Here is a 26,859-nt window from a genome sequence, read left to right as displayed (position 1 = left end):
CACCTGACCCGGTGTCAGATTACCTCAGCGACGCGGGGGACACTGATCTGTTGCAGTACAGACAGCAATTTCGTCGGATCGACCGGCTTTTGCACGATGGGAACGGATTGAAAACCTGCAGGCAGGTGTTCGGGACCATACCCTGATACAAAGCAGAACGGGATTCCCCGCTGGCTGAGAATTTCAGCGACAGCATCCACCTTTTCGCCGCCCAGATTGCCGTCGAGCAAGGCAAGATCCACCATCTGGTCCTGTGCCTCGCGCAGCGCGTCGCGCAGGGTACGGGCAACAGCAACCACTTCGGCCCCGACCTCTTCCAACTCGAAGGTCAGATCAAGGGCGACAAGCGGTTCGTCTTCAATCATCAGAATCCGTCGACCCACCAGAGATTCTTCGCTCACGTGGACCGGTGCCTGTGTCTTTGGCACCGGTGTTTGCGCGGTAACGGGTGTGACGCCTTGGCTCAGGCGTATGGTCCAGACCACACCTTCGCGCTGCCAGTCCACGTCGACGCTGCCATCCTGACCGCCTGCGCTTGCGCCGATCAGGGTATGGCCAAAGCCCTTGCGAACCGGCGGGGTGACGCTGGGCCCGCCGCGCTCTTGCCATTGCAGCACCAACCCTTCCCCTTCGCAGTGCCAGGTCAGATGAATCTCGCCGCCGGGCTGCGACAGAGCACCGTATTTTTGCGCGTTGGTGCCAAGCTCATGCAGGGTCAGCGCAAGCCGCAGCATGTTTTCCGGTGAAATCTGTACCTTTGGCCCGGACCGTCGCAGCCTGTCGCCGTCCAGCGTTCCGGCCTTGATCTGATCCTCGATCAGATCATCCAGCGGCGCGCTGGACCAGGTGGCATCGGACAGGATGGAATGCGCGCGCGCCAGCGCCTGAAGCCTGCCGGAAAAACTGCGGTCAAAATCCGCCAAACCGGCTGACTGGCGCAGGGTCTGACGCGCGATGGCCTGCACATTGGCCAGAGTGTTCTTGATGCGGTGGTTCAGCTCGCCGATCAGCAGCGAGCGCATGGCCTCAGCCTGACGGCGTTCGGTGATGTCGAGCACCTGCAGGGTCAGCGACCTGTGCTGCCCTTCCGGTTCGCACAGCGAAGAGGCATAAAACTCGCACGCAATTTCGCGGCCATCCGCATGGAAGGCAATGGCTTCCGTGGTATAGCGGGGTGCGGCGTCCCGACCGTCATCCTCCGCAATCCAGCCCCGCAAGATCTGGATGGTCTCTTGCGACAGCCAGCCGCTGCCTTCCACCGGCTTTCCCAACATGTCCCGCGCCTTGTGGCCAAAGATGCGCTCGGCACCCTGCGACCAGACCCGCAGGTTCAAGGAGCAGTCCATCTCGATGGTCGCCAGCGGGGAATTGTCGGCATGGGCTTTCAGCCGCGCCATGGCCTGATCGCGGTGCAGGGCAATGGCGCGCATCTGGTCCCGCTGCCGCGCCAGATCAAGCGCCTGCCGTCCCAGCTGAAAAAACACCTCGGACTTGGATCTGAGGATGACAGGATCAATCGGCTTGAAGATGAAATCGACCGCCCCCGCCTCATAGCCGCGAAAGCGGCGGGTTTCGTCCATGTCGGATGCGGTCACGAAAATGATCGGCAACCTGCGCGTCCGCTCGGCTCCGCGCATCAGCTCGGCCAGTTCGTAGCCGTCGATGTCGGGCATATGCACATCCAGAAAGACCAACGCATAATCGTTGACCAGCATCAGCTCCAACGCCTGTGCCGCGGATTGTGCCGTGTGGATGTCCAGACCATCGCGACGCAGCAAAGCCTCGAGTGCGACCAGATTTTCCCTGATATCGTCGACCAACAGGTAGCGAACGTCATTGTCTGGCATGATCACCCTCTTGCCGCGCGGTGCGGCGCCAAATGCGCTGAGACTCGTCGAACGCAGAGAACAGATTTGAATAGGCAGAAAAGCGCAGCGTTTCATGCGACCCTAGGCCCAGGAATCCACCGCGGGCCAGTGACCCGGCGAACAGACCCAAAGCCCTGTCCTGCAGGGTACTGTCAAAATAGATCAGCACATTGCGGCAGGACACAAGATGAACTTCGGAAAACACCTGATCGGTTGCAAGATTGTGTTCGGTGAACACGGTTTTGCTGCGCAGACTGCGGTCAAAGGCGGCACGGCCATAGGCGGCAGTGTAATAGTCGGACAGTGAGGCCCGGCCGCCGGCTTGCTGATAGTTTTGTGAAAACTGGGCCATGCGGTCCATGTCGTAGATGCCGGCTTCGGCCTTGGCCAAGGCACGGCGGTTGATTTCTGTGGCGTAGAACAAGGTGCGGTCGAACAGCCCTTCTTCGCGGAACAGGATCGCCAGCGAATACAGTTCCTCGCCATCGGCGCAGCCGGCCACCCAGACCTTCAGCGACGGAAAGGTGCTCAGATGCGGGATGACCTCGCGGCGCAAGGACAGATAATAGGCCGGATCGCGAAACACCTCGCTGACCTGCACGGTCATGGCATCAATGACGGCGGGCAGCACATCAGGTTCCCGCAACAGGCGCCCTTGCAGATCTGACAGCGTGGCGCAGTCCAGCCGTTCACAGGCCACACCGGCGCGCCGGTGCAGCGAAACGCGGGAATAAGAGCGGAAATCGTAGTGGTAGAGCCGGTAGAGCGCTTCAAGAAACAGATCCAGCTCCACCTCTTCCGGGGCGGGGACGGGCACGGCGGCAGGGGTCATCGCGGCATCCAGACCCGGGTCAGCGACAACAGCTTGTCCACATCGAGCGGTTTGGACAGATAGTCATTGGCCCCAGCGGCAAGGCACTGGTTCTGGTCATCGGCCATGGCCTTGGCGGTCAGCATGATGATGGGCAGGTGTTTCCAGCGGTCGATCTTGCGGATCTCGCGTGTGGCGGTCATGCCATCCATCTCGGGCATCATGACATCCATCAGCACCAGATCGATCTTTGGCTGCGCCCCGTCTGCAATGCGGCCCAGCACGTCCAGAGCTTCGCGCCCGTTGCGGGCGATCTGCACGGTAGCGCCATGCGGCTCGAAGATGCCGGTCAGGGCATAGACATTGCGGATGTCATCCTCGACCACCAGAATCCGTCGCCCCTCCAGCATGGAATCACGGTTCAGCGAAGCGGCCAGCATTTCGCGCTGCCGCTCTGGCAGATCGGACACCACCTGATGCAGGAACAGGGTCACCTCATCGATCAGCCGTTCGGGCGATTTGGCCCCCTTGATGATGATGGATTTGGAATGACGCCGCAGGCGCTGTTCCTCGGCCTCGGACAGGGAGCGCGCGGTATAGACGATCACCGGTGGAAAGCTGGGATCATCATCGGAATCGAGCATTTCCAGCAGGTCAAATCCGGTTGCATCCGGCAGGGTCATGTCCAGAACAATGCAATCCACCGGCTGACTGCGGAACACCGCCAGGGCCTCGGCTGCCGTCGGGGCACCAACGGTTTCAACTTCGCTGTTGCCCAGCAGGGCCTTGAGCCCTTCCAGCTGCGCCGGATCATCCTCGACGATCAGCACACGCCGCACACGTTGTTCCAGCCGTTGCTCCAACCGTTGGATGGCTTGTGCCAGCTCGTCGCGCTGAACCGGTTTCATCATATAACTGATGGCACCCTGGGACAGCGCCTCGACAGTGTAATCTTCGGCAGAGACCATGTGCACCGGGATGTGGCGCGTCGCCAGATCGCGCTTGAGCTGATCAAGCACCGACAAGCCGGAATGGTCGGGCAGGCCCACGTCCAGCACGATGGCATGGGGCAGGTAAAACCGCGCGGCCGCCACCGCCTCATCGGCGCGGCCCACGCACAGGCATTTGAACCCAAGCTCGGCGGCAAGGTCGGTCATCACTTGCGCAAAGGCGGTGTCATCCTCGACCACCAGCATGATACGGTCTCCAGTGGAAATCGTGTCGCGGTCGTCGGTGACTCCCGGCAGGGGTGTCAGATGGGGGGCTTTTGTGACGCCTGTCGTCGTTGCGGGGGCAAAGGACGGGGAAGGCCTGGTCACCGCCTCGCTGACGCCGATGCCGCGGGTCTGTTCGCCACGGGCGGGCAGGTCGCGCGGGATGGTCAGGGTAAAGGTGCTGCCCTTTCCGGGGGTGCTGGCAAGCGCGATGCTGCCGCCCAAAAGATCTGCCAGCTCACGCGAGATCGACAGGCCAAGGCCCGTACCGCCGTAGCGGCGCGAAATCGTGCCATCCGCCTGGCGGAAAGCATCGAAGACCGCCTCCTGCTCGGCCTCGGCGATCCCGATGCCGGTATCCTGCACTGAAAAGGCAATTCCGCTTTCTGCGGGCGCAATGTGCAGCGACACCCGGCCACGATCGGTGAATTTCAGCGCGTTCGACAGAAAGTTGCGCAGAACCTGCTCCAAGCGGTTGATGTCGGTGTAGAAAGTCCCGACCCCCGGCGCGACCTCGGCTGTCAACTGCAGGCCCTTTGAGCGTGCCTGCACCTCAAACCCGCGCATCAGCTTGCGCACAACCGATTGCGGGTCCACCTCGGCGCGGATCACGTCCAGTTTGCCTGACTCGATCTTGGACAGATCCAGAATGTCGTTGATCAGGGTCAGCAGATCCTGCCCCGAACTTTCGATGGTCTGCGCCCAACGCACCTGTTCGGCAGTCAGCGTCCGGCCACGGTTTTCGGCCAGAAGCCGTGACATGATCAGCAGCGCATTCAGCGGCGTGCGCAATTCATGCGACATATTGGCGACGAATTCCGATTTGTAGCGGCTTTCGCGTTCCAGCGTCTTGGCCTGTTCCTCCAGCGACTTGCGCGACTGGACCAGGGCATTGCGCTGCTCTTCCAGCAGTTGTGTCTGGCTTTCAAGCTGGGCGTTCTGGCTTTCCAGTTCTGACTGCTGATGTTCCAGAAGTTGCTGGCTTTGCTGCAAGGCGCGGGTCTGTTCTTCCAGCTCTTCGTTGGTGGAAGCCAGTTCTTCGCTATAGCTGCGCAGTTCTTCGGTCTGACGGCGGCTTTCTTCCAGAAGTTGCTGCAATTGGGCGCGATATTGCGCCGAACGGATGCCGACACCAACCTTTTCGCCAACCCGTTCCAGCAGGCGCTGGTGGTATTCGGCCGGCAGGTTGTCGAGACCGATCTCGATCACCCCGTTGCAGGAAATGCCGTCATGGGTGGGAATGATGACGGTATGGGCCGCCTTGCCCCGCATCAGCCCCGAGCCCCAGCCGAGCGCAGTTTCCGGTGGTGCCGTCAGGGTGATGATGCTGTTGGTCTGGATCGCGCGCGACAGGTGGCCCCCATCTTCGGGAACAGTCTGGGGAAGGGCCTGCCCGTCGCCGCCCCAATGACCGATCCGCTCGAAGGTGCGCCCTTGTCGGACATAGATCACACAGGCCCGCGCATCCAGCTTTTCGGCCAGGTTGCCAAGCACCTGTGCGCCCAGCTTTTCCAATGTCAGATCGCCTTGGAGCGCGCGTGCCAGCTGCACCTGCCCCTGTTGCACCCAATCTGCCTCGGCCAGACGATTGCGACTGTTGATCAGATAGCGCCCGGCCCAGCCAAGGATGAACCCGACGCTGGCAGCCATGGTCCGGTTTGCGGCCGCTATGGTGGAATCGATGTCGGCAGGGTCACTGCCCAACTGGTCGAGACCAAACCCCACCAAGAGCCCGATTGCGACGGTGACAGAAATGGCCACCGGCAGCCACGACCGCGACGAGGCGAAACTGAGGACGAGAGGAAGGAAATACCCCAGCCAGACCGCCGTTCCCAATGGGAACATGAGGTCCAGAACAAAGACCGCGACCAGCGAGACAACGACCAGTATTGATACGAATGCCCGAGGGTCTGAGATCGCAAATCGTGTGTCCAGATTGGTCCGCATATCGGGCTGTCCAGTCCTCAAAATAAAAGGCACCCAAAGCGCAAGGCGCCATGGTGCCGAGCACTTAACGCAGATTTGCCAGAAATGTTCCATGCAACCGGGAATTTTTTTACGCCCGTATTTTCCTGTGGGCGGGGGATGGGTGCGGCACTGTGGGACGCAGATCGAAGCCGCATAGGGTCGGCTGAGCCTGTCGCTAGATCACATGGCGCAAGGTGTCCTTCGCAAGGGGAGATATGCTGTAAACGCCGTTTGCGTGGTCAGGCAGGCCTGTTTTGCGCTGAAATCTTGATCATCAACGGTTTTTCGCGGCTTTCCCTGCGGCGGGCGCGGGGTAGAGCGTTGTGGTTCGGCAAATTGCATTCATGATTGCATGCAAATAGGGATGACGCGATGACACAAAGTCTGATACAGGGACAGAACCTGAGCAAGGTTTACGGCACGGCCACCGGGCCGCTGGTTGCGCTGGATGATGTGTCGTTTCACATCGAAGAGGGCGAATTCATCTCTTTGGTCGGGCCATCAGGCTGCGGTAAGTCAACCCTGCTTTCGATCCTTGGCGGTCTGGAGGCAAAGACCGAAGGCACGCTGGTGGTGGGGGGCAAGCATCACGACGCGCCGCGCGCCGATATCGGCATGATGTTTCAGACCTCGGTGCTGTTTCCCTGGCGCAGCATCCGCGAGAATGTGCGGCTTCCCGGACTCATCCTTGGGCTGGACAAGCGGCAGCAGGCGCAGCGGAGCGAGGAATTGCTGGATATGGTCGGCCTCAACGGCTTTGGCGACCGCTATCCGGGGGAGCTGTCGGGCGGCATGCGCCAGCGGGTGGGGCTGGCGCGGCTGTTGGCGCATGATCCGCGTATGTTGCTGATGGACGAACCCTTTGGCGCGTTGGATGAATTCACGCGTGAGACGATGAACCTGGAACTGCTGCGGATCTGGGAAAAGACCCGCAAGACGGTGATCTTTGTCACGCATAACATCGGCGAGGCAGTGTTCCTGTCGGACCGGGTGTTTGTGATGACCCCGCGCCCGGGGCGGCTCGAAGGGATCGTGGAGATCGATCTGCCACGCCCCCGCACCACCGCAATGATGCGCGACCCGCGCTATTCCGAACTGGTTTTCGAGATCCGGCGCATGCTGGGCGTCGATCATTGACCCTGGAGTGACAGTATGACCATGGCACATATCGAACCCGTAGCCCTCAATCCCACCGCGCTGCCGCGTGATCCTTCCGGTCCATCCGCCGCGCGCAAGGCCACCGTTGCCGCGTTCATCGAGGCCGAACGGCGCAACGCAAAGCGACAGGTGCTGATCAACCGCGCCTTGGCAGCGGGGTTTGGGGTGTTTGTCATCGCGGTCTGGGCAATTGCTACGATGGGTGGCTTTGTCCATGCGCTGATCATCCCCACGCCGATGGACACGTTCTGGGCCACCGGGCGGGTGATGTCGGCGGATTACTTCTGGCCCAATGCCTGGGTGACCCTGCAAGAGATTTTCTGGGGTTTCCTGATCGGGGCTTTGGCCGGGGTGATCCTTGGCATCGGGGTGGCGATGTTCGGGCCAGTGCGGGCCACGCTTTACCCTTATCTGGTGGCGTTGCAGGCCCCGCCAAAGATCGTGTTGGCCCCGATCTTCATCACCTGGTTCGGCTTTGACATGGCGTCCAAGATCGCGATTTCGGTGGTGATGTGCTTTTTCCCGATGTTCCTGAACACCCTGACCGGGCTGTCCAGTGTGGACCCCAACGCGGTGAAGCTGATGCGGTCGCTGACCGCCAGCCGCTGGCAGACCTTCCGCTACCTTTTGTTGCCCAATGCGCTGCCGATCATGATGGCGGGGGTCAAACTGTGCTGGACGCTTGCCGTGCTGGGCGTGATCGTGGGTGAATTCGTCGGGGCGTCTGCCGGGATCGGCTATCTGATCTATGCGATGAACTTCCAGCTCGACATCGCGGGCGTGTTCTCGCTGATCATCCTGCTCTCGCTGTTCACACTGGTGATCTACAATCTGATCGAGGCTTTTGAGGCCCGGATCATCTTCTGGAGCCAGCTTTGATATCCGCCGGTCTGCAAGGCCCGGTTTCCCCCAAACCCAACGGAGACTGAAATGACCCTATTCGCAGATGGAAGACGCATGATCCGGGCGGCCGCTCTGGTGGCGCTGGTCACCGCAGGGGGCGCGCAGGCGCAGGAGCTGACCCCGTTCAACGGGGTGACAGCCCAGGGCGGGCCAACCGCGCAGATGTTCCCGATCTTCATGGCGCAGGAAAAAGGGTTCTATGCCGAAGAAGGGCTGGAGGTGACCCTGAACTATTCCAAGGGATCATCCGATGCCGCGCGTCAGCTGGCGGCCGGCAATGCCGACTGGGGCATCTTTTCGGCCGCCGCCACCATGCAAACCACACAGCGCGGCTTTCCGCTGAAGGCGATCATGCAGATCTACTATCCCGATACCTTTGACATCGTGGTGCCTGCCGACAGCCCGGTGCAGTCGATGGCCGATATGGTGGGCAAGACCATCGGCGTATCCGATCTTGCCGGGGGCGAGGTGCCGATGGTGCGCGCCTCGATCGTGGAAAGCGGGCTGAGCGAGGGCAGCGATGTCCGGCTGGTCATCGCGGGCGAGGGCGACCCCACCACGGTGCGGTCGTTCAATGAAGACCGCATTCAGGCCTATGCCGGGGCCAAGCGCGACCTTTTGCTGATCCCGGCACAGGGCATTGCCACACGGTCGATCACCCCGGCGGCGATTGCGGCGTTTCCGGGGGATGCGCTTGCCGTGCGGTCCGAAACCTTTGCCTCAGACCCCGAACTGCTGACCAAATTCGTGCGCGCCACGCTGAAAGGGCATGCCTGGGGCATGGCCAACCCGGATGCGGCCTTTGAGTTGTTGAAGACGAAATATGCCGCCGCATCGCTTGGGGACAATCCGGTGGCGGCCGAGTTCTGGGCGCTGGTGCAGAGCTATTACACGGCCCCCGAGGGGGTGACCCAGCACGGCACCTTCCTGCCCGCATCCTGGGATATCTACATGACCTATCTGCAACTGGGCGAAGGCGAGCAGAAGGCGCTGCAGGGCCCGGTCGATCTGGCCGATCTTCTGAGCGACGAGGTCGTGAGGAAGGCCTGGGACGGTCTGGATATCGAAGCGGCAAAGGCTCCTTGAGCTGTGACCTTCCGGCCCGGACATCAGCTTCGGGCCGGAGCGACGGCAGAGACAGCAAGCAGTGAATGAGGCACAGAGTGACAGACAAGACCCTTGATGCGACCATAGATCTGATCGTGGTCGGCGCCCATCTGAGCGGGATGCCGCTGAACCGCGAACTGGTCGATCTGGGTGGGCAGCTGGTGGCACCAACCCGCACGGCACCGACCTACCGGCTGTATCAGCTGCCGGGGGGAGGGCCGCGCAAACCGGGGCTCCTGCGGGTGGCCGAGGGCGGCGCGGCGATCGAGGTCGAGATCTGGTCGCTGGATGTGGCCGCTTTCGGGGCCTTTGTCGCCGCCATCCCGCAGCCGCTTGGCATTGGCACGGTGCTGCTGGAAGATGGCAGCAGTGCCAAGGGGTTTCTGGTCGAGGCGGTTGCCGTCACCACCGCCCGCGACATTACGAGCTTTGGAGGCTGGCGCGGGTTTGTGACCAGTGAAGCGGCGGCCTGAGGCCCCCGCTAATCGGGTCAGTCGTCAACGCCCAGACCTTGCATGATCTTGCCGACCGAATTGCGTACCACGCGCAGATGGTCGCGCATGTGGTGCGCCGCCGCCTCGCCATCGCCGTTCAGGATCGCCTCTACGATGATGTCATGTTCGGTGATCGACCCCATCAGCCGTCCGGTATGGTTGAACTGCGCCTTGCGGAACGGGGCAAGGCGGTTGCGCACGCCGCGCGTCACTTCGGCCAGAAAGACATTGCCGCTGAGTGTATAGATCGCCTCGTGGAAATGGCGGTTCGCCTCCTGATAGGCGGTGATGTCGCCGCTCTGCGCGACCTGACGACAGTCATGATGCGCCGCCTTCAGCGCCTCGCGCAAGGCAGGGGATGGATTGGCGGCGGCATAGCGGGCACATAGCGCCTCCATCTCGGCCATCACCGTGAACATCTCGGTCAGCTTTTCCGGGGTGAAATGCGGCACCACCGCCCCGCGATGCGGGCGGGCCTCGGCAAAACCGATGGCTTCCAGCTGACGGATCGCTTCGCGCACGGGGGTGCGCGATACGGAAAACCGCTCGGCCAGCGAGGCTTCGTCCAGAATGACACCGGGGCCGATGTCGCCGCGGACGATTTCATCAGCCAAGGTCGCGCGGATGCGCTCCGTGGCAGTCGGTTTCTTGCTGGCGGGTTTCACGGTCACAGGGGCCTGACGGGTTGCATGCAATTGCAGTGCAGGTGTCGTAGCGCGCAGGCGTTCCCCTGTCCATGGCAATGCGCTGCGCGGCGAGGATCGGCCAGACGGCGGGCGCATCCATCGCCCGGGTCCGCCCCGCGCAACCGTGACCGCGACACGGGCGCACATCCCATGGTGTGTGGTGCAAATTCGGCCTATCATGGCACCGGAACGTGGGAGATGCGCATGATCGTTGAATTTGGTCACTTTGCCTTGGTTCTGGCGCTGGCGGTTGCCTTGGTTCAGACGGTTGTCCCGCTATGGGGGGCGTACCGGCGCAACGCGGCGCTGATGGCGGTGGCAGAACCGGCGGCGATGATCCAATTCGTGCTGATCGCGGCCAGCTTTGCGGCATTGACCTATGCCTTTGTCACTTCAGACTTTTCGCTGGTCTTGGTGGTGCAGAATTCCCATACCCTGAAACCCATGCTCTACAAGATTTCGGGCGTCTGGGGCAATCATGAGGGGTCCTTGCTGCTTTGGGCGCTGATCCTCGCGCTGTTCGGGGCCTGTGCGGCCTGGTTCGGCGACAACCTGCCGCCAACCTTGAAAGCGCGGGTGATCGCGGTGCAGGGGTCGATCGGCGTCGCCTTCCTGATGTTCATGCTGTTCACCTCGAACCCGTTTTTGCGGCTGGAAGTGCCGCCGCTGGACGGGATGGACCTCAACCCTCTGCTGCAAGATCCGGGCCTCGCCTTCCATCCGCCCTTCCTCTACCTTGGCTATGTCGGCCTCAGCATGGCGTTTTCCTTTGCGGTGGCGGCCCTGATCGAGGGCCGCGTGGATGCTGCCTGGGGCCGCTGGGTGCGGCCATGGACGCTTGCGGCCTGGATCTTCCTGACCATCGGCATCGCCCTGGGGTCTTGGTGGGCCTATTACGAACTGGGTTGGGGCGGGTTCTGGTTCTGGGACCCGGTCGAGAACGCGTCCTTCATGCCATGGCTGCTGGCTGCCGCCCTGCTGCATTCGGCCATCGTGGTGGAAAAGCGCGAAAGCCTGAAGGCCTGGACCATTCTGCTGGCGATCATGGCCTTCGGGTTTTCGCTGATCGGCACCTTTATCGTGCGCTCTGGCGTGATCACATCCGTGCATTCCTTTGCCAATGATCCAGAACGCGGCGTGTTCATCCTGTTGATCCTGGCGGTGTTCATGGGTGGCGCGTTGACCCTGTTCGCGTTTCGCGCAGGCTCGATGGAGGCGAAGGGACTGTTTGCCATGGTCAGCCGGGAGTCTGCGCTGGTGGCCAACAACCTTTTGCTGTCGGTGGCGGCTTTTGTGGTGTTCATCGGCACGATCTGGCCGCTGCTGGCCGAACTGTTCTTTGGCCGCACGCTCAGCGTGGGCGAGCCGTTCTTCAACGCGGCGTTTTCGCCCTTTGCCGTGGCGCTGGCGGTGATCCTGCCCATCGGCGCGATGATGCCGTGGAAACGGGGAGAGCTTCTGCGCGGGTTGCGGCCGCTGATCCCGGCGATGCTGCTGGCCTTTGCGCTTGGAGCCTTGGCCTGGGCCATGCAGACCGGGCGCACGGCGCTGGGTCCGGTGGGTGTGGCCCTCGGGATCTGGGTGGTACTGGGCGCAGTGCTCGACCTGTGGACCCGCACGGGGCGCGGGGCCGTGGCTGGCCGCATCGCGCGGCTGGGCCGGTTGCCGCGGGCAGACTGGGGCAAGGCCACGGCCCATGCCGGCATGGGGATCACGGTCTTTGCCGTCTGCGCCATGCTGGCGTGGAAGACCGAAGACATCCGCATTGTGCGCGAAGGCGGCAGCTATGCGCTGGGGCCTTATGAGGTGACTCTGACTTCGGTGGATGAGGTGCAGGGCCCGAATTACCAAAGCACCATGGCCACCATGGTCGTGCGCAGGGATGGGGCCGAGGTGGCGGTGCTGACGCCCGAAAAGCGCTTCTATCCGGTCCAGGGCATGCCCACGACCGAAGCCGCCATCGACTACGGTTTCTTGCGCGACATTTATCTGGTGATCGGTGATCCGCAGGATGGCGGCGGCTATGCGGTGCGCTCCTACATCGAGCCCTTTGCCAACTGGCTGTGGGGCGGCTGTCTGATCATGGCCTTCGGTGGCCTGCTCAGCCTGACCGACCGGCGCTACCGCGTGGCGGCGGGGGCATCCCGGCGCAGAGCGGCGGTTCCGGCGGAATGATGGCCATGAAACGCATCCTGTTGGTCCTGCTGCTCGCGGTCGCCCCAGTGTCTTCGGCACAAGCGGTGCAACCTGATGAGGTGCTGGCCGATCCAGGGCTGGAGGCGCGGGCCCGTGCCATCAGCCGCGATCTGCGCTGCCCGGTCTGTCAGGGCGAGTCGATCGACGATTCCAATGCGCCGATCAGCCGCGATTTGCGGCTGGTGGTGCGCGAACGCATCATGGCGGGCGATACCGATGCAGAGGTGCTGGCCTTTGTGGTGGACCGCTATGGCGAGTTCGTGCTGTTCAACCCCAGGGCCGAGGGCGCCAACCTGATCCTGTGGCTGGCCGGGCCGGGCGTGTTTCTTCTGGGGGCGGCGGGGGCCTTGGTCTATATCCGCCGGCGCGGTCAGCCGGTGGCGACAGAGTCTGCGACCGAAACTGCGCTGACCGCAGACGAACAGGCCCGGCTGCGGGATCTGATCGGCAAGTGACGCCGCGTTTGGCCTTTTCTTGCGCGCCGGGGGCGGTAGTCTGGCACCGGATCTGAGGGGGCCAGAATGACGTATCAGACAATTTCCGTCACCGAAGACGGTGGCATCACCACAGTGGCGCTGAACCGGCCCGAGGTCATGAATGCGCTGTCCACGCAGATGCGGGCCGAAGTGCTCGATGCGTTGCGCCTTGCCGGCAAAACCGCACGGGTGATCGTGCTGACCGGCACCGGGCGGGCCTTCTGCTCGGGTCAGGATCTGGGGGACCGTGCGAAAATCGCCGAGATCGATCTGGAACGCACCCTGCGCGATGAATACGAACCCTTGTTGCGTGCCCTCATGGACTGCCCGGTGCCGACCATTGCGGCGGTCAATGGTGCGGCGGCGGGGGCAGGGGCCAATCTGGCACTGGCCTGTGATGTGGTGATCGCGGCGGAAAGCGCCAGCTTCATTCAGGCCTTCACTCGCATCGGTCTGATGCCGGATGCCGGCGGCACCTATTGGCTGCCGCGTCAGGTGGGGTTTGCCCGCGCCATGGGGGCGATGCTGTTTGCCGACAGGATCAGCGCGCGGCAGGCCGCCGACTGGGGCATGATCTGGGAAGCGGTCCCGGACGCGGATTTCCCTGCCCATATTGCCGCGCGGGCGCGAACACTGGCCACCGGGCCGACGGTGGCCTATCGCGGTGTCAAGAAGGCGCTCCGGCAAAGCTTCAGCAATGATCTGGAGGCGCAACTGGCGCTCGAGGCGCAGCTGCAGGGTGCCTGCGGCCAGACGCGTGACTTCATGGAAGGTGTCGTGGCCTTCCTCGACAAGCGTCCCGCAGCCTTTGAGGGGCGCTGACACCCGGGCCCCGCGCCGGCTGTTCCTTTGACCGGGAGCCGTGCCAGGGCACTGCGACGCAGTCCCCCGGCGCGACAGGAGTGGCTCAGAGCCCGCGTGACAGGGCCGCCACACCGGTCCGCGCAATTTCGCGCAAGCCAAGCGGGCGCATCAGTTCGGCAAAGCTGTCGATCTTCTCTGGCGTGCCCGTCATCTCGAAGACAAAGGATTCCAGCGTGGAATCCACCACATGGGCGCGGAAAATCTCGGCCAGCCGCAGCGCCTCGATCCGGTGCTCGCCCTTGCCTGCCACCTTGAACAGCGCCAGTTCGCGCTGCACGGAGGGGCCTTCTTCGGTCAGGTCATGCACGTCATGCACCGGCACCATGCGCGCCAGCAGCGCCTTGATCTGCGCAATCACCTGCGGCGTGCCCCGGGTGACAATGGTGATCCGGCTCAGATGCCCGGTATGGTCCACCTCGGCCACGGTCAGGCTGTCGATGTTGTAGCCACGGCCTGAAAACAACCCGATGACGCGGGCCAGAACCCCGGCCTCGTTCGCCACGATCACGGCCAGGGTGTGGCTCTCGATCACCTCGGCATTGGGATCGCGCAGGTCATAAGCCGAATGGCTGGACGAACCGGATTTGATATTGAGCGGCGACATCGCCTCTCCCTTCCTTATCTGTTCACAAATATCCTGGGGGTCCGGGGGCAAAGCCCCCGGGGTTGGCGGCAAGACATCACACCAGCACGGCGCCGCGTGCCCCGATGGCATTCTTGGTATCGGCGTCGCCAAGCAGCATCTCGTTGTGGGGCTTGCCCGAGGGGATCATCGGGAAGCAGTTCTCGTGCTTTTCGACCAAACAGTCAAAGATCACCGGCCCGTCATAGCGGATCATCTCCATGATGGCGTCGTCCAGATCCTTGGGATCACTGACCTTGATGCCCTTACAGCCAAAGGCCTCGGCCAGTTTGACGAAATCGGGCAGGGATTCCGACCAGCTTTGGCTGTAGCGCTCGCCATGCAGCAATTCCTGCCACTGGCGCACCATGCCAAGCCGTTCGTTGTTCAGGATGAACTGCTTGACCGGGGCGCGGAACTGCATCGCCGTGCCCATTTCCTGCATGTTCATCAGCCAGCTTGCCTCACCCGCCACATTGATCACCAACGCGTCCGGATGCGCGATCTGCACACCGATGGATGCCGGCAAGCCATAGCCCATGGTGCCCAGACCGCCGCTGGTCATCCAGCGGTTTGGTCCTTCAAAGCCCAGAAACTGCGCCGCCCACATCTGGTGCTGGCCAACTTCGGTGGTGATATAGCGGTCCATGCCCTTGGTCAGGGCCTCCAGCCGTTCGAGCGCGTATTGCGGTTTGATGATGCTGGTGGAGGGGTTGTAGGTCAGGCATTTCACCGCCCGCCATTCGTTGATCTGCTTCCACCACGTTGCCAGCCCGGCCTTGTTCACCTTGCGGCCCCGGGATTTCCAGATCCGCAGCAAATCTTCCAGCACATGGCCGACATCGCCCAGGATCGGCACGTCGACCCGCACCACCTTGTTGATGGATGAGGCGTCGATGTCGATATGGGCCTTGCGGGAATTGGGGCTGAAATCCTTGATCCGTCCGGTGATCCGGTCATCGAACCGGGCCCCGATATTGATCATCAGATCACAGCCGTGCATGGCGAGGTTCGCCTCATACAGGCCGTGCATGCCCAGCATGCCCAGCCAGTTCTTGCCGCTGGCCGGATAGGCCCCCAGACCCATCAGGGTCGAGGTGACGGGAAAGCCGGTGGCTTCGGCCAGTTCGCGCAGCAGCTGGCTGGCGGCGGGACCAGAGTTGATTACACCGCCGCCGGTATAGAACACCGGGCGCTCGGCGGTTTCGATCATCTCGACCAGACGGGTGATCTGTTCGATATCGCCCTTTACCTTGGGCTGGTAATGGCTTGGCTTGATTTTCTCACGTGGCACATAATCGGCGTCGGCAAATTGCACATCCTTGGGAATGTCGATCAGCACCGGGCCGGGGCGGCCCGAACGGGCGACGTGGAACGCCAGATGAATGGTTTCCGACAGTTTCGCGGTGTCTTTCACCAGCCAGTTCATCTTGGTGCAGGGCCGGGTGATGCCCACTGTATCGGCTTCCTGAAACGCATCGGTGCCGATGGCAAAGGTGGGCACCTGGCCGGTCAGCACCACGATCGGAATGCTATCCATCAGCGCATCGACCAGACCTGTCACCGCATTGGTTGCCCCGGGGCCGGACGTGACCAGCGCCACACCGACCTTGCCGGTAGAGCGCGCATAGCCTTCGGCCATGTGGATGGCACCCTGTTCATGGCGCACCAGAATGTGGCGGATGTCATTTTGCTGAAAGATCTCGTCATAGATCGGCAGGACTGCGCCGCCGGGGTAGCCAAAGACCACTTCGACGCCCTGATCCTTGAGCGCTTGCACCACCATCCGTGCGCCTGTCATCGACTGTGTCATCGTCCGTCTCTCCGCCTGTATCCGTCTGGCCTGATCGCAACAAAAAGCCCCCGGGGTTTCCGGGGGCGCATGGGAACCTGCTATGGTCAACCGTTACCGGCCCATGCACCCAAAACCCCCAAGTACGAGAATGTGCAGCACTGCCGCCCCCTCTAAGCTCTACGCTGGGCAAACTATGGTGGCGCATTGGGGGCGTCAACCGCAAAAAGGCAAATAATGTGTCGCCATGCGCGGCTATTTTTGGTTTTTTCTTACGTTTGGGTCGGTCTTGCGGAAACTAATGCAAATATTGCAGGCCGCGGGCCGCCGTCCGGGACTGAGTCGCGGGCGGCGGCTCGGAGTCTCAGGCCATCATCAGCGCGACATATCCGGCGTAGATCGCCAGCAAGGCCACGCCCGCAAGCCGCGGAATGCCCTTCAGCACGACGGCAAACAGCACCAGCAGGATTGCGGTGCCGGCGACCCATGGCATGTCGGCACCGGCAAAGCGCGGGTCGGCGGGGATGGGGGTGATCAGCGCGGTGATGCCGAGGATCGAGAAGATATTGAAGATGTTCGACCCGATCACATTGCCGACCGCGATTTCGGTCTGCTTGCGAAAGGCAGCAATCACGCTGGTGGCCAATTCCGGCAGGCTGGTGCCGACGGCGACGACAGTCAGGGCGATCACCGCTTCGGACACCCCGAAGGACTGAGCGATCAAGGTGGCGCTGTCGACCAGAAGCCGTGCGCCGATCACCAGAACCACCAGACCGCCAAGGGTCTGCGCAATGCTGATCGGCATGCCGGCAGGCGGGGCGGCATCCAGATCAGGCTCTTCCTTGCCCAGCACGAAGGCCATCACCATGAAGATCGCAAGGCCGACCAGCAGGATGACACCGTCCAGGCGCGAGATGACACCGTCGAGCAGCATCACCCAAAGGGCCGCTGTGGCCAGCACCATGATGCCAAGATCACGCCAAACCTTCTGCAACGGGATCATCAGCGCGGCGATCACGGCAGAGGTGCCAAGGATCAGCAGGATATTGGCGATGTTGGACCCCAGCACATTGCCGATGGCAATCGCGGGCTGACCGGCAAGTGCTGCCTGCACCGAGACCAGAAGCTCGGGGGCCGAGGTGCCGAAACCCACGATGGTCAGGCCAATCACCATGGGGGACAGGTTGAAATGGCGGGCGATGTTGGACGCACCGCGCACCAGGTATTCGCCGCCAAAGAACAGGGCGACAAGGCCGATGCAGAACAGGATATAGGTCAAGATGATGTCCCCGGTTGTGTTTTTGCTTTGCGGCCGGTCTGTGTCTCGCCCCGCCACGATGTGGCCCTCACTTTGGGGGGGCGGGGCGAAATACAAGGGGGCAGGGCAAAGTTCCTCGCTGCTTTGGCGCTCGGGGGCGGTTTTTGCTGCAGGGTGTGGCCTGCGGGTCAGAACCGGGCCAGCAGCTGCCGAGCGTGGTCAGGCTCTGCCTGCCAGCAGGACGCGATCTCCAGCGCCAGATGGGCGCGGGTGATTTCGGCTGGCAAGGCTGCACTGTGGATCAGGTCAAGTCCGGGTAGATCGACGCGGGATTCGTCCCAGTCGATCAGGCCGGGCCCTTGATCGGACAGGATCAAGTTGCCCGGTCCAAGATCGCCATGGATGGCCTGAACCGGCGCATCGGCCAAGCCGGCCCACGCCTGTCGCAGACCGGGCAGGACATCGTCGGGCAGGGCGGTCAGGTCGATGTCGCCGCTGTTCAGCTGCTGCAGCAGATCGGGGAGCGCCCAAAAACCGGGGCGCTGTGACAGGACAGGGCAGGCCGCGTGAAAGGCCCGGATGCGCGGGGCGAGGGCAGGCATGTCTGTGACAAGGGCCGTGGTGCCCTCCACAACAGGCTCGACGGTCCAGCCATCGTACAGCAGCCTGCCGTTTGAGCCTTGCTGGGGTTCGGGCACAATAAAGCCTGCCATGCGGGCGGCGGCATAGAGCGGTGCCAGCCAGCGCAACTGCGCCTCGGTCCGGCGGGTGGATTTGGCGACAACAGGGCCTTGCGGACTGTCGCAAAGCCAGACCGTATTGCGGTGCCCTCCGGTCAGGCGCTGCCGTGGCTGCAGGCCAAGCGCAGCGGGCGGGGTGGGGCAGATCATGTCAGGCAGACCTTTGCTGGCTGGAGGCACCTTCAGGCCCCGCTGGGCCGAGGATACCACCGGGCCGAACACCGTTCAAACCCTGGCATAAGGACGGGCTGTTGCGTGACCAAAGGCGTTTGGCAAGATCATCGTAGAGGCGCAGCCTCAGATAATCCCCACTGCCAAAGCGCTTTGGATGATGCTATTCAGCGCTGTGACGCAAAAGCATGGAGGGATTCGCCATGGCGATCCGGGTAACGGTCTGGGGCGAGAATGTTCACGAGCGGGAAAACAAGGTCGTGGCGGGTCTTTATCCCGAGGGCATGCATCGGGCGATTGCCGATGCGCTGAACACGGACGCCGGGGTATCGGCAAGCACCGTGACGCTTCAGGACCCCGAACACGGCCTGACAGCGCAAAAGCTGGCCGAGACCGATGTGCTGATCTGGTGGGGCCATGCCGCGCATGGCGACGTGGCCGATGCGGTGGTCGACCGGGTCTGCGAGGCGGTCTGGTCCGGCATGGGCGCGATTTTCCTGCATTCGGCGCATTTCGCCAAGCCGTTCAAACGCCTGATGGGAAGCCCCTGCAACCTGACCTGGCGCGAGGCGGGCGAGCGGGAGCGGATCTGGCTGACCAGCCGCAACCATCCGATTGCTGCCGGACTGCCCGATCATTTCGAGCTTGAGACCGAAGAGATGTATGGCGAGCCCTTTGGCGTGCCCGAACCGATGGAGACGGTGTTTGTCTCGTGGTTTCAGGGGGGAGAGGTGTTCCGCTCCGGTCTGACCTACAAACGCGGGGCGGGGTCGGTGTTCTATTTCCGTCCGGGGCATGAAACCTATCCGACCTATCACAACGCCCATGTGCAGCGGGTCATCCTCAACGCGGTGAAATGGGCGCATAATCCGGGCGCGCGGCTGGCAGAGCCTTCGGCGGCCCCCAATGTGCCGGTGGATCAGGCGCTGGAGCCGATCACCGAGCGCGGACCACGCCTGCATCAGAATGGCGAAGAGGGGTTCCGGTGACAGTCCGTCTGCTGATCCTCGGCACCGGGGGCATGGCGAACAACCATGCCGAAGGCTTTGCCGCCATTGACGGCGTGCAGCTGGTGGCGGGGGTGGATACACGCCCCACGCAGCTGGCCACGTTTTGCGAAAAACACAATATCGCCAACGGCTTTTCGTCCATAGCTGAAGCACTGTCCTGGGGCGCTTTTGACGCGGTGACCAATGTGACGCCGGATGGCGCGCATTTTGCCACCACCATCCCGGCGCTGGCGGCGGGCAAGCATGTCCTGTGCGAAAAGCCGCTGGCCACGACAGCGGCGGATGCCGAAGCGATGGCGATTGCGGCCGCGACGGCGGGCGTGGTCAATATGGTCAACCTGACCTATCGCAACGGCGCGGCGCTGCAACGGGCCGCGCAGATGGTGCAAGACGGGGCCATTGGCAAGATCCGCCATTTCGAGGCGTCCTACCTGCAAAGCTGGCTGACGCAGCCTGCCTGGGGCGAATGGTCGATCGAACCGCAATGGCTGTGGCGGTTGTCCTCGTCGCATGGGTCAAAGGGCGTGCTGGGCGATGTGGGCATTCATATCCTTGATTTCGCAACCTTTATCGCCGGCGAGGCGGCGGTCGACGTCTCGGCGCGGCTGGCCACCTTTGACAAGGCCCCGGATGGCCGGATCGGGGAATACACGCTGGACGCCAATGACTCTGCCACGATGCAGATCCGGCTGGAGGGCGGTGCCCTGGGTGTGGTGCATGCGACGCGCTTTGCCAGTGGTCACTTGAACGACCTTCGCTTGCGGATCTACGGTGATCTGGGCGGGCTGGAGGTGCGGTCTGATAACCATGTCAGCAGGTTGTATGCCTGCACCGGAACGGATCGTCTGACCGCGAGCTGGACCGAGGTGGACTGCCCGCCCACAGCTTCGGTCTACGAGCGGTTCATCGCGGCGATCCGGCAAGGGGCCCCGGCGATCCCTGATTTCGCGCGCGGCGCGGCATTGCAGCGTCTGCTGGACCGTGCCGAGCAGAGCGCACGGCAGGATGGTCTGGTTCTGTCGGTCTGATCATTATCTGTTCAAAAATATCCCGGGGGGTTTGGGGGGCTGGCCCCCCAATCCGCCGGTCTGCCCCCCTCAGACCGCCCCGGCGGTTGCGCTGAACAAGGGCCGCGTGTATCAGGCGCAAAAGCGGTGTCGGGCTGGGAGAGATCGAATGCGTCGTGTCGTGGTCACGGGTCTGGGGATGGTAACGCCTTTGGCCTGCGGGGTAGAGGAAACCTGGAGCCGTCTGATCGCCGGGCAATCCGGGGCGGGGCCGATCACGCGGTTTGATGCCAGCAATGTGGTGACGCAATACGCTTGCGAAATTCCGCTCGGCGATGGCACGGACGGCACCTTCAACCCGGATGACTGGATGGAGCCGAAGGACCGCCGCAAGGTGGATGATTTCATTCTTTACGGCATGGCGGCGGCAGTGCAGGCGGTGCGCGATTCCGGTTGGGAGCCGCAGACCGACGAAGACCGTGAGCGGACCGGCGTGATGATCGGGTCGGGGATCGGCGGGTTGTCCTCGATTGCGGAAACGGCTGTGCTGATCAAGGAAAAGGGGCCCAAGCGCGTGTCGCCCTTCTTTATCCCCGGCGCGCTGATCAATCTGGTGTCGGGGCAGGTGAGCATCCGCTTTGGCTTCAAGGGGCCGAACCATGCAGTGGTGACAGCCTGTTCCACCGGCGCGCATGCGATTGGCGATGCGGCGCGGCTGATCATGCTGGATGATGCCGATGTGATGGTGGCCGGTGGGGCCGAAAGCCCGATTTCAGAGATCGGGATTGCCGGTTTCAACGCCTGCAAGGCGCTGTCCACCAAGCGCGGCGATGATCCCACCAAGGCCAGCCGGCCCTATGATACCGACCGGGACGGCTTTGTGATGGGCGAAGGCGCGGGCTGTGTGGTGCTGGAAGAATATGAGCATGCCGTGGCGCGTGGGGCAAAGATCTATGCCGAGGTGCTGGGCTATGGGCTTTCGGGCGACGCCTATCACATCACCGCGCCCTCCGAGGATGGCGATGGCGGCTATCGCAGCATGGCGGCGGCGCTGAAACGGGCCGGGTTGACGCCTGCGGATGTGGATTACATCAACGCGCATGGCACCAGCACGATGGCGGATACGATTGAGCTGGGTGCGGTGGAGCGGCTGATGGGCGATGCGGCGGCAGGGGCTACGATGTCATCGACCAAATCCTCGATCGGCCATCTGCTGGGCGCGGCTGGCGCGGTGGAGGCGATTTTCTGCATCCTTGCCATTCGTGATCAGGTGGCACCGCCGACGATCAACCTGGATACCCCGGCGGTCACGCCAAGGCTGGATCTGGCCCCGAATGTGGCGCGCCACCGGAAAATTGACGTGGCGCTGTCCAATTCCTTCGGCTTTGGCGGCACCAATGCCAGCCTTGTCCTTGGCAAGGTGCGCTGAGCGATGTGGCGGTCCATCGCCTCGAATGCGCTGACGCTGTTCATTGTGGCTCTGGTGGTCGCGGCGGGCATTCTGGCCTGGGGGCGAGAGGAATATACCGGTCCGGGGCCGCTGACCGACGCGATTTGTTTCCGGGTGGAGCGCGGCGCATCGCTGAGTCAGGTCAGCCGGGCGCTGGAGGCGCAGGGTGCGGTGTCGGATGCGCGGATCTTCCGGATCGGCGCGGATTATTCCGAAAAGGCACAGCTGCTCAAGTTCGGCAGCTATCTGATCCCGCCGGGCGCGTCGATGGTGGATGTTCTGGCATCGCTGACGATGGGCGGACAATCGACCTGTGGGCGCGAAGTGAATTTCCGCATCGGGGTGAATGCGGCGGATGTGGTGCTGCGCGAGTTGGATGCGACGACAAACCGCTATGTCGAAGTGGCGAAATTCGATCCGGCGGTGGAGGCCTTGCCGCAGGCCTATGTCGATGTGGTGGAAGAACCGGATCTGCGGTTCCGGGTGACACTGGCCGAAGGCGTGACCAGCTGGCAGGTGGTCGAAGCGCTCAAGCGCGCCGATTTCCTGACCGGCGAAGTGACAGAGGTTCCGCCTGAAGGGTCGCTGGCGCCCGACAGCTATGAGGTGGACAAAGGGTCTGACCGGGCGGCGTTGCTGGCGCGGATGACGACCGCGCAGGAGCGCATTCTGGCCGAGCTTTGGGCAGCCCGCGCCGAGGGTCTGCCCTATGAGACGCCCGAGGAGGCGCTGATCATGGCGTCGATCGTGGAAAAGGAAACCGGGGTCGCCGAAGAGCGGCGGCAGGTGGCAAGCGTGTTTGTGAACCGGCTGGAACTGGGGATGCGGTTGCAGACCGATCCTACGGTGATCTACGGGATCACCCAAGGGCAAGGCGTGCTGGGGCGCGGCATCCGGCAGAGTGAACTTCGGCGTGCAACCCCCTATAATACCTATGTTATTGACGGTATGCCGCCGACGCCTATTGCCAACCCGGGCCGGTTGAGCATTGAGGCGGCGCTGAACCCGGACAGCACGGATTACATCTTCTTTGTCGCCGATGGCACGGGTGGCCATGCCTTTGCGGTGACGCTGGAGGAGCACAACGCCAATGTGGCGCGCTGGCGCGAGATTGAGCGCACACAGGGGGCCGAAGGCCAGACCGGGGTGCAGGGGGAATAGGCTGTGGCTGCGGTCAGGGTTAACAACCGGTAAACGCGGGGCGCGGTAAACCATTGGTATTGCTGCGATTTTCGCTTGACTTGCCGCGCGGTCCGATGTATCACTTGTGACATGCTAGAAGACGTGTCGAGAGCGGCGGGGTAACACCCCTGACCGCTCTTTTTCATATCTGCTCGACCGGAGGGACAGCGAGGCGGGTGGCAGCACAGCATGACAATCAACTTAATTGCGACGGAAGCGGACAAGACTGAAGCGCCAGAGGCTCTGATGTGGGTGGCCGAACAGCAGTTGGGGCGCGCGGTCGTCAGGCTGCATCAGGTGATGGAAGCAGTAGAGGCAGGCAAGTTTGAGCAGTTGGCCGAGGCGAAGCGTGTCGCGGACAATCTGACCGGCTTTGTCCGGCTGTTTATGGATGAGAGGAACAAAGTTGACAAACTCCGCAAAACGCTTGCCGGGGCTGTCGGAACCGGCGAGCTCGACTTTCAGGCCGCGCGAGATGAGATCGGGCGGCGTCTGGCTCTCCTCCGCGACGCCGGAAGTGATTGACGATTTTCTGAATGGCCTGTCCGATGCGGCGCTGCTGGCGCTGCCGTGGATGTTCGAATTCTGGGCGCTGCCGCATCAGTTGCCCCCTGATGGGGCCTGGAAATCCTGGGTCATCATGGGCGGGCGCGGGGCCGGCAAGACACGGGCCGGGGCCGAATGGGTGCGCGCGCAGGTGGAAGGGGCGCGGCCGTCAGACCCCGGCCGGGCGACCCGCGTGGCGCTGGTGGCGGAAACGCTGGATCAGGCGCGCGAGGTGATGGTGTTCGGGGAAAGCGGGATTCTGGCCTGCTCACCTCCGGACCGGAGGCCGGAGTGGAATGGCTCGCGGCGGATGTTGACCTGGCCCAACGGGGCGGTGGCGCAGGTGTTTTCGGCGCATGACCCGGACAGTCTGCGCGGGCCGCAGTTCGATGCGGCCTGGGTGGATGAGCTGGCGAAATGGAAAAAGGCACAGGAGACCTGGGACCAGTTGCAGTTTGCGTTGCGACTGGGGGCCAACCCGCAGCAGGTGGTGACAACGACGCCGCAGAACATTCCGGTGTTGAAGGCCATTCTCAAGAACCCGTCGACGGTGATGACCCACGCGCCGACCGATGCCAACCGGGCCCATCTTGCGAAGTCGTTCCTTGACGAGGTGCAGACCCGCTATGGCGGGCAGCGGCTGGGGCGGCAGGAGCTGGAGGGGGAGCTGATCGAGGACATCGAGGACGCGCTTTGGACCACACAGATGCTGGAAGCGGCGCGGGGGCCGTTGCCCGACCGGCTGAGCCGGATCGTGGTGGCGGTGGATCCGCCGGTGACGAGCAAATCCACATCGGATGAATGCGGGATCGTGGTCGTAGGTGTGCTGACGGAAGGCAATCCGCGCGACTGGCGGGCGGTGGTGCTGGAAGATACCAGCATCAGCGGCACCCCCACGGACTGGGCGCGGGCCGCGGTGGCGGCCTATGAGCGCCACGGGGCCGACCGGATGGTGGCGGAGGTCAATCAGGGCGGCGATCTGGTGGAATCGGTGATCCGCCAACAGGGGGCGTTGGTGGCTTATCGCGGGCTGTCGGCCTCGAAGGGCAAGGGGTCTCGGGCCGAGCCGGTGGCGGCTTTGTATGAACAGGGCCGGGTGGTGCATTCGGGCTATCTGCGCAAGCTGGAGGATCAGATGTGCCTGATGACCCGCACCGGATTCAGGGGCGCAGGCAGCCCGGACCGGGTGGATGCGCTGGTCTGGGCGCTGCAGGAAGCGATGATCGAACCGGCCAAGGCCTATGGCGGCACTCCGCAGATGCGGGTGCTGGAACGGCGCTGACGCGCGTCGGGGGCAACCCTGAAAAACGGAGATCTGAAAACATGGTGTTCAACTTTCTGCGGCGGGGCGAGGCTTCGTCCGCCCCCCTTGCTGTGCCGGAAACCAAGGCGAGTGCGACCGGTCGGGTCGCAGCCTGGGGATCGGCGGGTCGGGTGCGGTGGAGCCCGCGCGATGCGGCATCGCTGACGCGGACCGGGTTTCTGGCCAATCCGGTGGGGTTTCGCGCGGTGAAGCTGGTGGCCGAGGCGGCGGCGGCGCTGCCGCTGGTCTGTCAGGATGCCGAGCGGCGGTTTGACAGCCACCCGGTGCTGGGGGTGATCAACCGCCCCAATGGCGCACAGGGGCGGGCCGAGTTTCTGGAGGCGGTCTATGGGCATTTCCTGCTGAGCGGCAATGCCTATCTGGAAGCGGTGCCGGGCGCGGGTGCCTTGCCCGGCGAATTGCATGTGCTGCGGTCGGACCGGATGTCTTTGGTGCCGGGGCCCGATGGCTGGCCGGTGGCCTATGACTATACGGTGGGCGGGCGGACGCATCGGTTTGACATGCGCGGCGCGGTCAAGCCTATCTGCCATCTGAAAGCGTTTCATCCGCAGGATGACCATTACGGGCTGTCGCCAATGCAGGCGGCGGCGGTGGCGGTGGATGTGCATACCGCGGCGAGTTTCTGGTCGAAGGCGCTGCTCGACAATGCGGCGCGGCCTTCGGGGGCGATTGTCTACAAGGGGGTAGACGGGCAGGGGTCTTTGTCGAACGACCAGTATGACCGGCTGGTGGGCGAGATCGAGGCCAATCATCAGGGCGCGCGCAATGCCGGGCGACCGATGTTGCTGGAGGGGGGCCTGGACTGGAAGCCGATGGGCTTTTCGCCCAGCGATATGGAATTCCAGCAGACCAAGGAGGCGGCGGCGCGGGAGATCTCGATCGCCTTTGGCATTCCGCCGATGCTGCTGGGGATTCCGGGGGATGCCACCTACGCCAATTACCAGGAGGCGAACCGGGCCTTCTACCGGCTGACGGTGCTGCCTTTGGCGGCAAAGGTGATGGCGGATGTGAGCCATTGGCTGGCCGGGTTTACCGGCGAGGCGGTGGAGGTGAAGGTGGATCTGGACCAGATCCCGGCGCTGGCTGCCGAGCGCGACCAGCAATGGGCGCGGGTGGGCGCGGCGGATTTCCTGACGCAGGCCGAAAAGCGCCGGTTGCTGGGCCTGCCTGCGGTGACGGACGAACCATGACGATCCGCAAAACCGAAGGGTCACGGTTCCTGTTCGACAGCTTTGACGCGGCGGCGGCGCGGATTGAGGCGAATGAGCGGGTTGCCGCAGAGCGGTGGGCCGCGCTGGACTACCGGTTGGGACAGATTGATGCGGTGCTGGAGCGGTTGGAAAAGCGCATCTGGCTGGGCGTTTACGGGGTTGCGGCCTTTTTGCTGACGCAGGGGGCCGAGGCCATTCTTCAGGCGGCGATGAGGTGACGGAATGAGTGAATATGGCGCGCCGGAGCGCAAATTTCTGCGGCCGGAGCAAGGGTTGACGGTGACGGATGGCCAGGTGGTCGAAGGCTATGCAAGCTTGTTCGGGGTGCAGGACCAGGGCGGCGACATGGTTGTGGCCGGTGCCTATGGGGCCAGCCTGAAGCGGCTTGCCGGTGCGGGGGCCAAGGTCAAGATGCTGTGGCAGCATGATCCGGCGCAGCCGATCGGTGTCTGGGAGGAGGTGCGGGAGGATGGGCGCGGGTTATGGGTCAAGGGGCGCATCCTGACTGAGGTGGACCGGGGTCGCGAGGCTGCGGCCCTGCTGGCGGCGGGGGCGATTGACGGGCTGTCGATCGGCTACCGGACGGTGAAAGCCGAACGCAATGGCAAAGGCCAGCGGCTTTTGTCGGAGCTGGAGCTTTGGGAAGTGTCTTTGGTGACCTTTCCGATGCTTTCTGAGGCGCGGGTGCAGGCAAAGTCGGATGACGGCTGGCACTGGCGGCAAATGGTGCAGGTCTTTGACGACGCGCGCCGGCAACTGGCCGAGCGGTAACGCCCCGGCTTTCGTTCAAACATCAGGAGT

The 26,859-nt window shown here is 63.2% G+C and carries 24 protein-coding genes; 16 read left to right on the top strand and 8 right to left on the bottom strand.

Going from position 1 to position 26,859, the window contains the following annotated elements:
* Positions 1–14: 14 nt before the first annotated feature.
* Genes CXR43_RS09075 through CXR43_RS09065 form a run of 3 tightly spaced genes read right to left on the bottom strand, consistent with a single transcriptional unit; the run spans position 15 to position 5,738 of the window.
* Positions 15–1,847 (bottom strand): response regulator, encoded by a 1,833-nt coding sequence (locus CXR43_RS09075; protein WP_103333652.1) that lies wholly within the window; start codon positions 1,845–1,847, stop codon positions 15–17.
* Positions 1,834–2,700, bottom strand: a complete 867-nt coding sequence (locus CXR43_RS09070; protein WP_103333651.1) for a CheR family methyltransferase — start codon at positions 2,698–2,700, stop codon at positions 1,834–1,836. Before CXR43_RS09070 ends, CXR43_RS09075 begins: the two co-directional genes overlap by 14 nt.
* Positions 2,697–5,738 (bottom strand): hybrid sensor histidine kinase/response regulator, encoded by a 3,042-nt coding sequence (locus tag CXR43_RS09065; protein WP_246831320.1) that lies wholly within the window; start codon positions 5,736–5,738, stop codon positions 2,697–2,699. Before CXR43_RS09065 ends, CXR43_RS09070 begins: the two co-directional genes overlap by 4 nt.
* Positions 5,739–6,233: 495 nt before the next feature.
* Here CXR43_RS09065 and CXR43_RS09060 point away from each other — a divergent pair, with 495 nt between their 5' ends.
* From CXR43_RS09060 to CXR43_RS09045, 4 genes are all read left to right on the top strand, one after another.
* Positions 6,234–6,998, top strand: coding sequence for an ABC transporter ATP-binding protein (locus CXR43_RS09060; protein ID WP_103333649.1), 765 nt, complete (start codon positions 6,234–6,236; stop codon positions 6,996–6,998).
* Between the two features lie 15 nt (positions 6,999–7,013).
* Positions 7,014–7,898, top strand: a complete 885-nt coding sequence (locus CXR43_RS09055; RefSeq protein WP_103333648.1) for an ABC transporter permease — start codon at positions 7,014–7,016, stop codon at positions 7,896–7,898.
* Positions 7,899–7,949: 51 nt separating this feature from the next.
* Positions 7,950–9,008 (top strand): ABC transporter substrate-binding protein, encoded by a 1,059-nt coding sequence (locus CXR43_RS09050; protein ID WP_103333647.1) that lies wholly within the window; start codon positions 7,950–7,952, stop codon positions 9,006–9,008.
* A 77-nt stretch (positions 9,009–9,085) separates the two neighbouring features.
* Positions 9,086–9,502, top strand: a complete 417-nt coding sequence (locus CXR43_RS09045) for an allophanate hydrolase-related protein (protein WP_210402070.1) — start codon at positions 9,086–9,088, stop codon at positions 9,500–9,502.
* Positions 9,503–9,519: 17 nt separating this feature from the next.
* Here CXR43_RS09045 and CXR43_RS09040 read toward each other — a convergent pair whose 3' ends face one another.
* A complete protein-coding gene (locus CXR43_RS09040; RefSeq protein ID WP_210402069.1) occupies positions 9,520–10,188 on the bottom strand; it encodes a GntR family transcriptional regulator in 669 nt (222 codons plus the stop codon).
* 225 nt (positions 10,189–10,413) lie between these two features.
* Here CXR43_RS09040 and CXR43_RS09035 point away from each other — a divergent pair, with 225 nt between their 5' ends.
* The 3 genes from CXR43_RS09035 to CXR43_RS09025 all read left to right on the top strand — a co-directional run bounded on the left by CXR43_RS09035 (position 10,414) and on the right by CXR43_RS09025 (position 13,703).
* Positions 10,414–12,384, top strand: coding sequence for a heme lyase CcmF/NrfE family subunit (locus CXR43_RS09035; protein ID WP_103334147.1), 1,971 nt, complete (start codon positions 10,414–10,416; stop codon positions 12,382–12,384).
* A 5-nt stretch (positions 12,385–12,389) separates the two neighbouring features.
* Positions 12,390–12,860, top strand: coding sequence for a cytochrome c-type biogenesis protein (locus CXR43_RS09030; protein ID WP_103334146.1), 471 nt, complete (start codon positions 12,390–12,392; stop codon positions 12,858–12,860).
* 66 nt (positions 12,861–12,926) lie between these two features.
* Complete coding sequence (locus CXR43_RS09025; protein ID WP_103333644.1) at positions 12,927–13,703, top strand: enoyl-CoA hydratase-related protein; 777 nt, start codon at positions 12,927–12,929, stop codon at positions 13,701–13,703.
* An 85-nt stretch (positions 13,704–13,788) separates the two neighbouring features.
* Here CXR43_RS09025 and ilvN read toward each other — a convergent pair whose 3' ends face one another.
* The 4 genes from ilvN to CXR43_RS09005 form a co-directional block, all read right to left on the bottom strand.
* Positions 13,789–14,349 carry an acetolactate synthase small subunit gene (gene ilvN / locus CXR43_RS09020; RefSeq protein ID WP_103333643.1) on the bottom strand — a complete coding sequence of 187 codons (561 nt, stop codon included), beginning with the start codon at positions 14,347–14,349 and terminating at the stop codon, positions 13,789–13,791.
* Positions 14,350–14,425: 76 nt separating this feature from the next.
* Positions 14,426–16,180, bottom strand: a complete 1,755-nt coding sequence (locus CXR43_RS09015) for an acetolactate synthase 3 large subunit (protein WP_103333642.1) — start codon at positions 16,178–16,180, stop codon at positions 14,426–14,428.
* Between the two features lie 343 nt (positions 16,181–16,523).
* Positions 16,524–17,438, bottom strand: a complete 915-nt coding sequence (locus tag CXR43_RS09010) for a calcium/sodium antiporter (protein WP_103334145.1) — start codon at positions 17,436–17,438, stop codon at positions 16,524–16,526.
* A gap of 167 nt (positions 17,439–17,605) precedes the next feature.
* Positions 17,606–18,307: an aminoglycoside phosphotransferase family protein gene (locus CXR43_RS09005; protein ID WP_146036498.1), complete on the bottom strand. Its 702-nt coding sequence runs from the start codon at positions 18,305–18,307 to the stop codon at positions 17,606–17,608.
* 224 nt (positions 18,308–18,531) lie between these two features.
* On the opposite strand from CXR43_RS09005, the gene CXR43_RS09000 reads away from it, so the two are divergent.
* From CXR43_RS09000 to CXR43_RS08960, 9 genes are all read left to right on the top strand, one after another.
* Positions 18,532–19,317 carry a ThuA domain-containing protein gene (locus tag CXR43_RS09000; RefSeq protein ID WP_103334143.1) on the top strand — a complete coding sequence of 262 codons (786 nt, stop codon included), beginning with the start codon at positions 18,532–18,534 and terminating at the stop codon, positions 19,315–19,317.
* Positions 19,314–20,366, top strand: coding sequence for a Gfo/Idh/MocA family protein (locus CXR43_RS08995; protein WP_246831319.1), 1,053 nt, complete (start codon positions 19,314–19,316; stop codon positions 20,364–20,366). Before CXR43_RS09000 ends, CXR43_RS08995 begins: the two co-directional genes overlap by 4 nt.
* Before the next feature lie 148 nt (positions 20,367–20,514).
* The gene (gene fabF, locus CXR43_RS08990) at positions 20,515–21,774 is read left to right on the top strand and encodes a beta-ketoacyl-ACP synthase II (protein ID WP_103333640.1); all 1,260 of its coding nucleotides are present in this window, start codon (positions 20,515–20,517) and stop codon (positions 21,772–21,774) included.
* 3 nt (positions 21,775–21,777) lie between these two features.
* Complete coding sequence (gene mltG, locus CXR43_RS08985) at positions 21,778–22,956, top strand: endolytic transglycosylase MltG (RefSeq protein ID WP_103333639.1); 1,179 nt, start codon at positions 21,778–21,780, stop codon at positions 22,954–22,956.
* Positions 22,957–23,166: 210 nt separating this feature from the next.
* Positions 23,167–23,502: a hypothetical protein gene (locus CXR43_RS17985; RefSeq protein WP_210402068.1), complete on the top strand. Its 336-nt coding sequence runs from the start codon at positions 23,167–23,169 to the stop codon at positions 23,500–23,502.
* On the top strand, positions 23,453–24,805 hold the full coding sequence (locus CXR43_RS08975) for a DNA-packaging protein (RefSeq protein ID WP_103333638.1): 1,353 nt from the start codon (positions 23,453–23,455) through the stop codon (positions 24,803–24,805). The genes CXR43_RS17985 and CXR43_RS08975 overlap by 50 nt, the downstream gene beginning before the upstream one ends.
* Before the next feature lie 41 nt (positions 24,806–24,846).
* Positions 24,847–26,037 carry a phage portal protein gene (locus CXR43_RS08970; RefSeq protein ID WP_103333637.1) on the top strand — a complete coding sequence of 397 codons (1,191 nt, stop codon included), beginning with the start codon at positions 24,847–24,849 and terminating at the stop codon, positions 26,035–26,037.
* Positions 26,034–26,276 (top strand): GTA head formation protein, RCAP_rcc01685 family, encoded by a 243-nt coding sequence (locus CXR43_RS08965; RefSeq protein WP_103333636.1) that lies wholly within the window; start codon positions 26,034–26,036, stop codon positions 26,274–26,276. Before CXR43_RS08970 ends, CXR43_RS08965 begins: the two co-directional genes overlap by 4 nt.
* A gap of 4 nt (positions 26,277–26,280) precedes the next feature.
* The gene (locus tag CXR43_RS08960) at positions 26,281–26,829 is read left to right on the top strand and encodes an HK97 family phage prohead protease (RefSeq protein WP_103333635.1); all 549 of its coding nucleotides are present in this window, start codon (positions 26,281–26,283) and stop codon (positions 26,827–26,829) included.
* Positions 26,830–26,859: the final 30 nt, after the last annotated feature.

It is taken from the genome of Pseudotabrizicola formosa (assembly GCF_002900965.1).
In the GTDB taxonomy this organism is placed as follows: domain Bacteria; phylum Pseudomonadota; class Alphaproteobacteria; order Rhodobacterales; family Rhodobacteraceae; genus Pseudotabrizicola; species Pseudotabrizicola formosa.
This window is presented reverse-complemented; position numbering and strand designations above follow the sequence as displayed.

Bases quoted from the DNA above. Each gene is read 5' to 3' on its own strand.
- CXR43_RS09000 (WP_103334143.1), top strand. From the start codon at position 18,532: ATGGCGATCCGGGTAACGGTCTGGGGCGAGAATGTTCACGAGCGGGAA.
- CXR43_RS09065 (WP_246831320.1), bottom strand. From the start codon at position 5,738: ATGTTCCCATTGGGAACGGCGGTCTGGCTGGGGTATTTCCTTCCTCTC.
- CXR43_RS08960 (WP_103333635.1), top strand. From the start codon at position 26,281: ATGAGTGAATATGGCGCGCCGGAGCGCAAATTTCTGCGGCCGGAGCAA.
- CXR43_RS09055 (WP_103333648.1), top strand. From the start codon at position 7,014: ATGACCATGGCACATATCGAACCCGTAGCCCTCAATCCCACCGCGCTG.
- CXR43_RS17985 (WP_210402068.1), top strand. From the start codon at position 23,167: ATGACAATCAACTTAATTGCGACGGAAGCGGACAAGACTGAAGCGCCA.
- CXR43_RS09050 (WP_103333647.1), top strand. From the start codon at position 7,950: ATGACCCTATTCGCAGATGGAAGACGCATGATCCGGGCGGCCGCTCTG.
- CXR43_RS09070 (WP_103333651.1), bottom strand. From the start codon at position 2,700: ATGACCCCTGCCGCCGTGCCCGTCCCCGCCCCGGAAGAGGTGGAGCTG.
- mltG (WP_103333639.1), top strand. From the start codon at position 21,778: ATGTGGCGGTCCATCGCCTCGAATGCGCTGACGCTGTTCATTGTGGCT.
- CXR43_RS09035 (WP_103334147.1), top strand. From the start codon at position 10,414: ATGATCGTTGAATTTGGTCACTTTGCCTTGGTTCTGGCGCTGGCGGTT.
- CXR43_RS09005 (WP_146036498.1), bottom strand. From the start codon at position 18,307: ATGATCTGCCCCACCCCGCCCGCTGCGCTTGGCCTGCAGCCACGGCAG.
- CXR43_RS08975 (WP_103333638.1), top strand. From the start codon at position 23,453: ATGAGATCGGGCGGCGTCTGGCTCTCCTCCGCGACGCCGGAAGTGATT.
- CXR43_RS09015 (WP_103333642.1), bottom strand. From the start codon at position 16,180: ATGACACAGTCGATGACAGGCGCACGGATGGTGGTGCAAGCGCTCAAG.
- CXR43_RS08970 (WP_103333637.1), top strand. From the start codon at position 24,847: ATGGTGTTCAACTTTCTGCGGCGGGGCGAGGCTTCGTCCGCCCCCCTT.
- CXR43_RS09060 (WP_103333649.1), top strand. From the start codon at position 6,234: ATGACACAAAGTCTGATACAGGGACAGAACCTGAGCAAGGTTTACGGC.
- ilvN (WP_103333643.1), bottom strand. From the start codon at position 14,349: ATGTCGCCGCTCAATATCAAATCCGGTTCGTCCAGCCATTCGGCTTAT.
- fabF (WP_103333640.1), top strand. From the start codon at position 20,515: ATGCGTCGTGTCGTGGTCACGGGTCTGGGGATGGTAACGCCTTTGGCC.
- CXR43_RS09025 (WP_103333644.1), top strand. From the start codon at position 12,927: ATGACGTATCAGACAATTTCCGTCACCGAAGACGGTGGCATCACCACA.
- CXR43_RS09030 (WP_103334146.1), top strand. From the start codon at position 12,390: ATGAAACGCATCCTGTTGGTCCTGCTGCTCGCGGTCGCCCCAGTGTCT.
- CXR43_RS08965 (WP_103333636.1), top strand. From the start codon at position 26,034: ATGACGATCCGCAAAACCGAAGGGTCACGGTTCCTGTTCGACAGCTTT.
- CXR43_RS09075 (WP_103333652.1), bottom strand. From the start codon at position 1,847: ATGCCAGACAATGACGTTCGCTACCTGTTGGTCGACGATATCAGGGAA.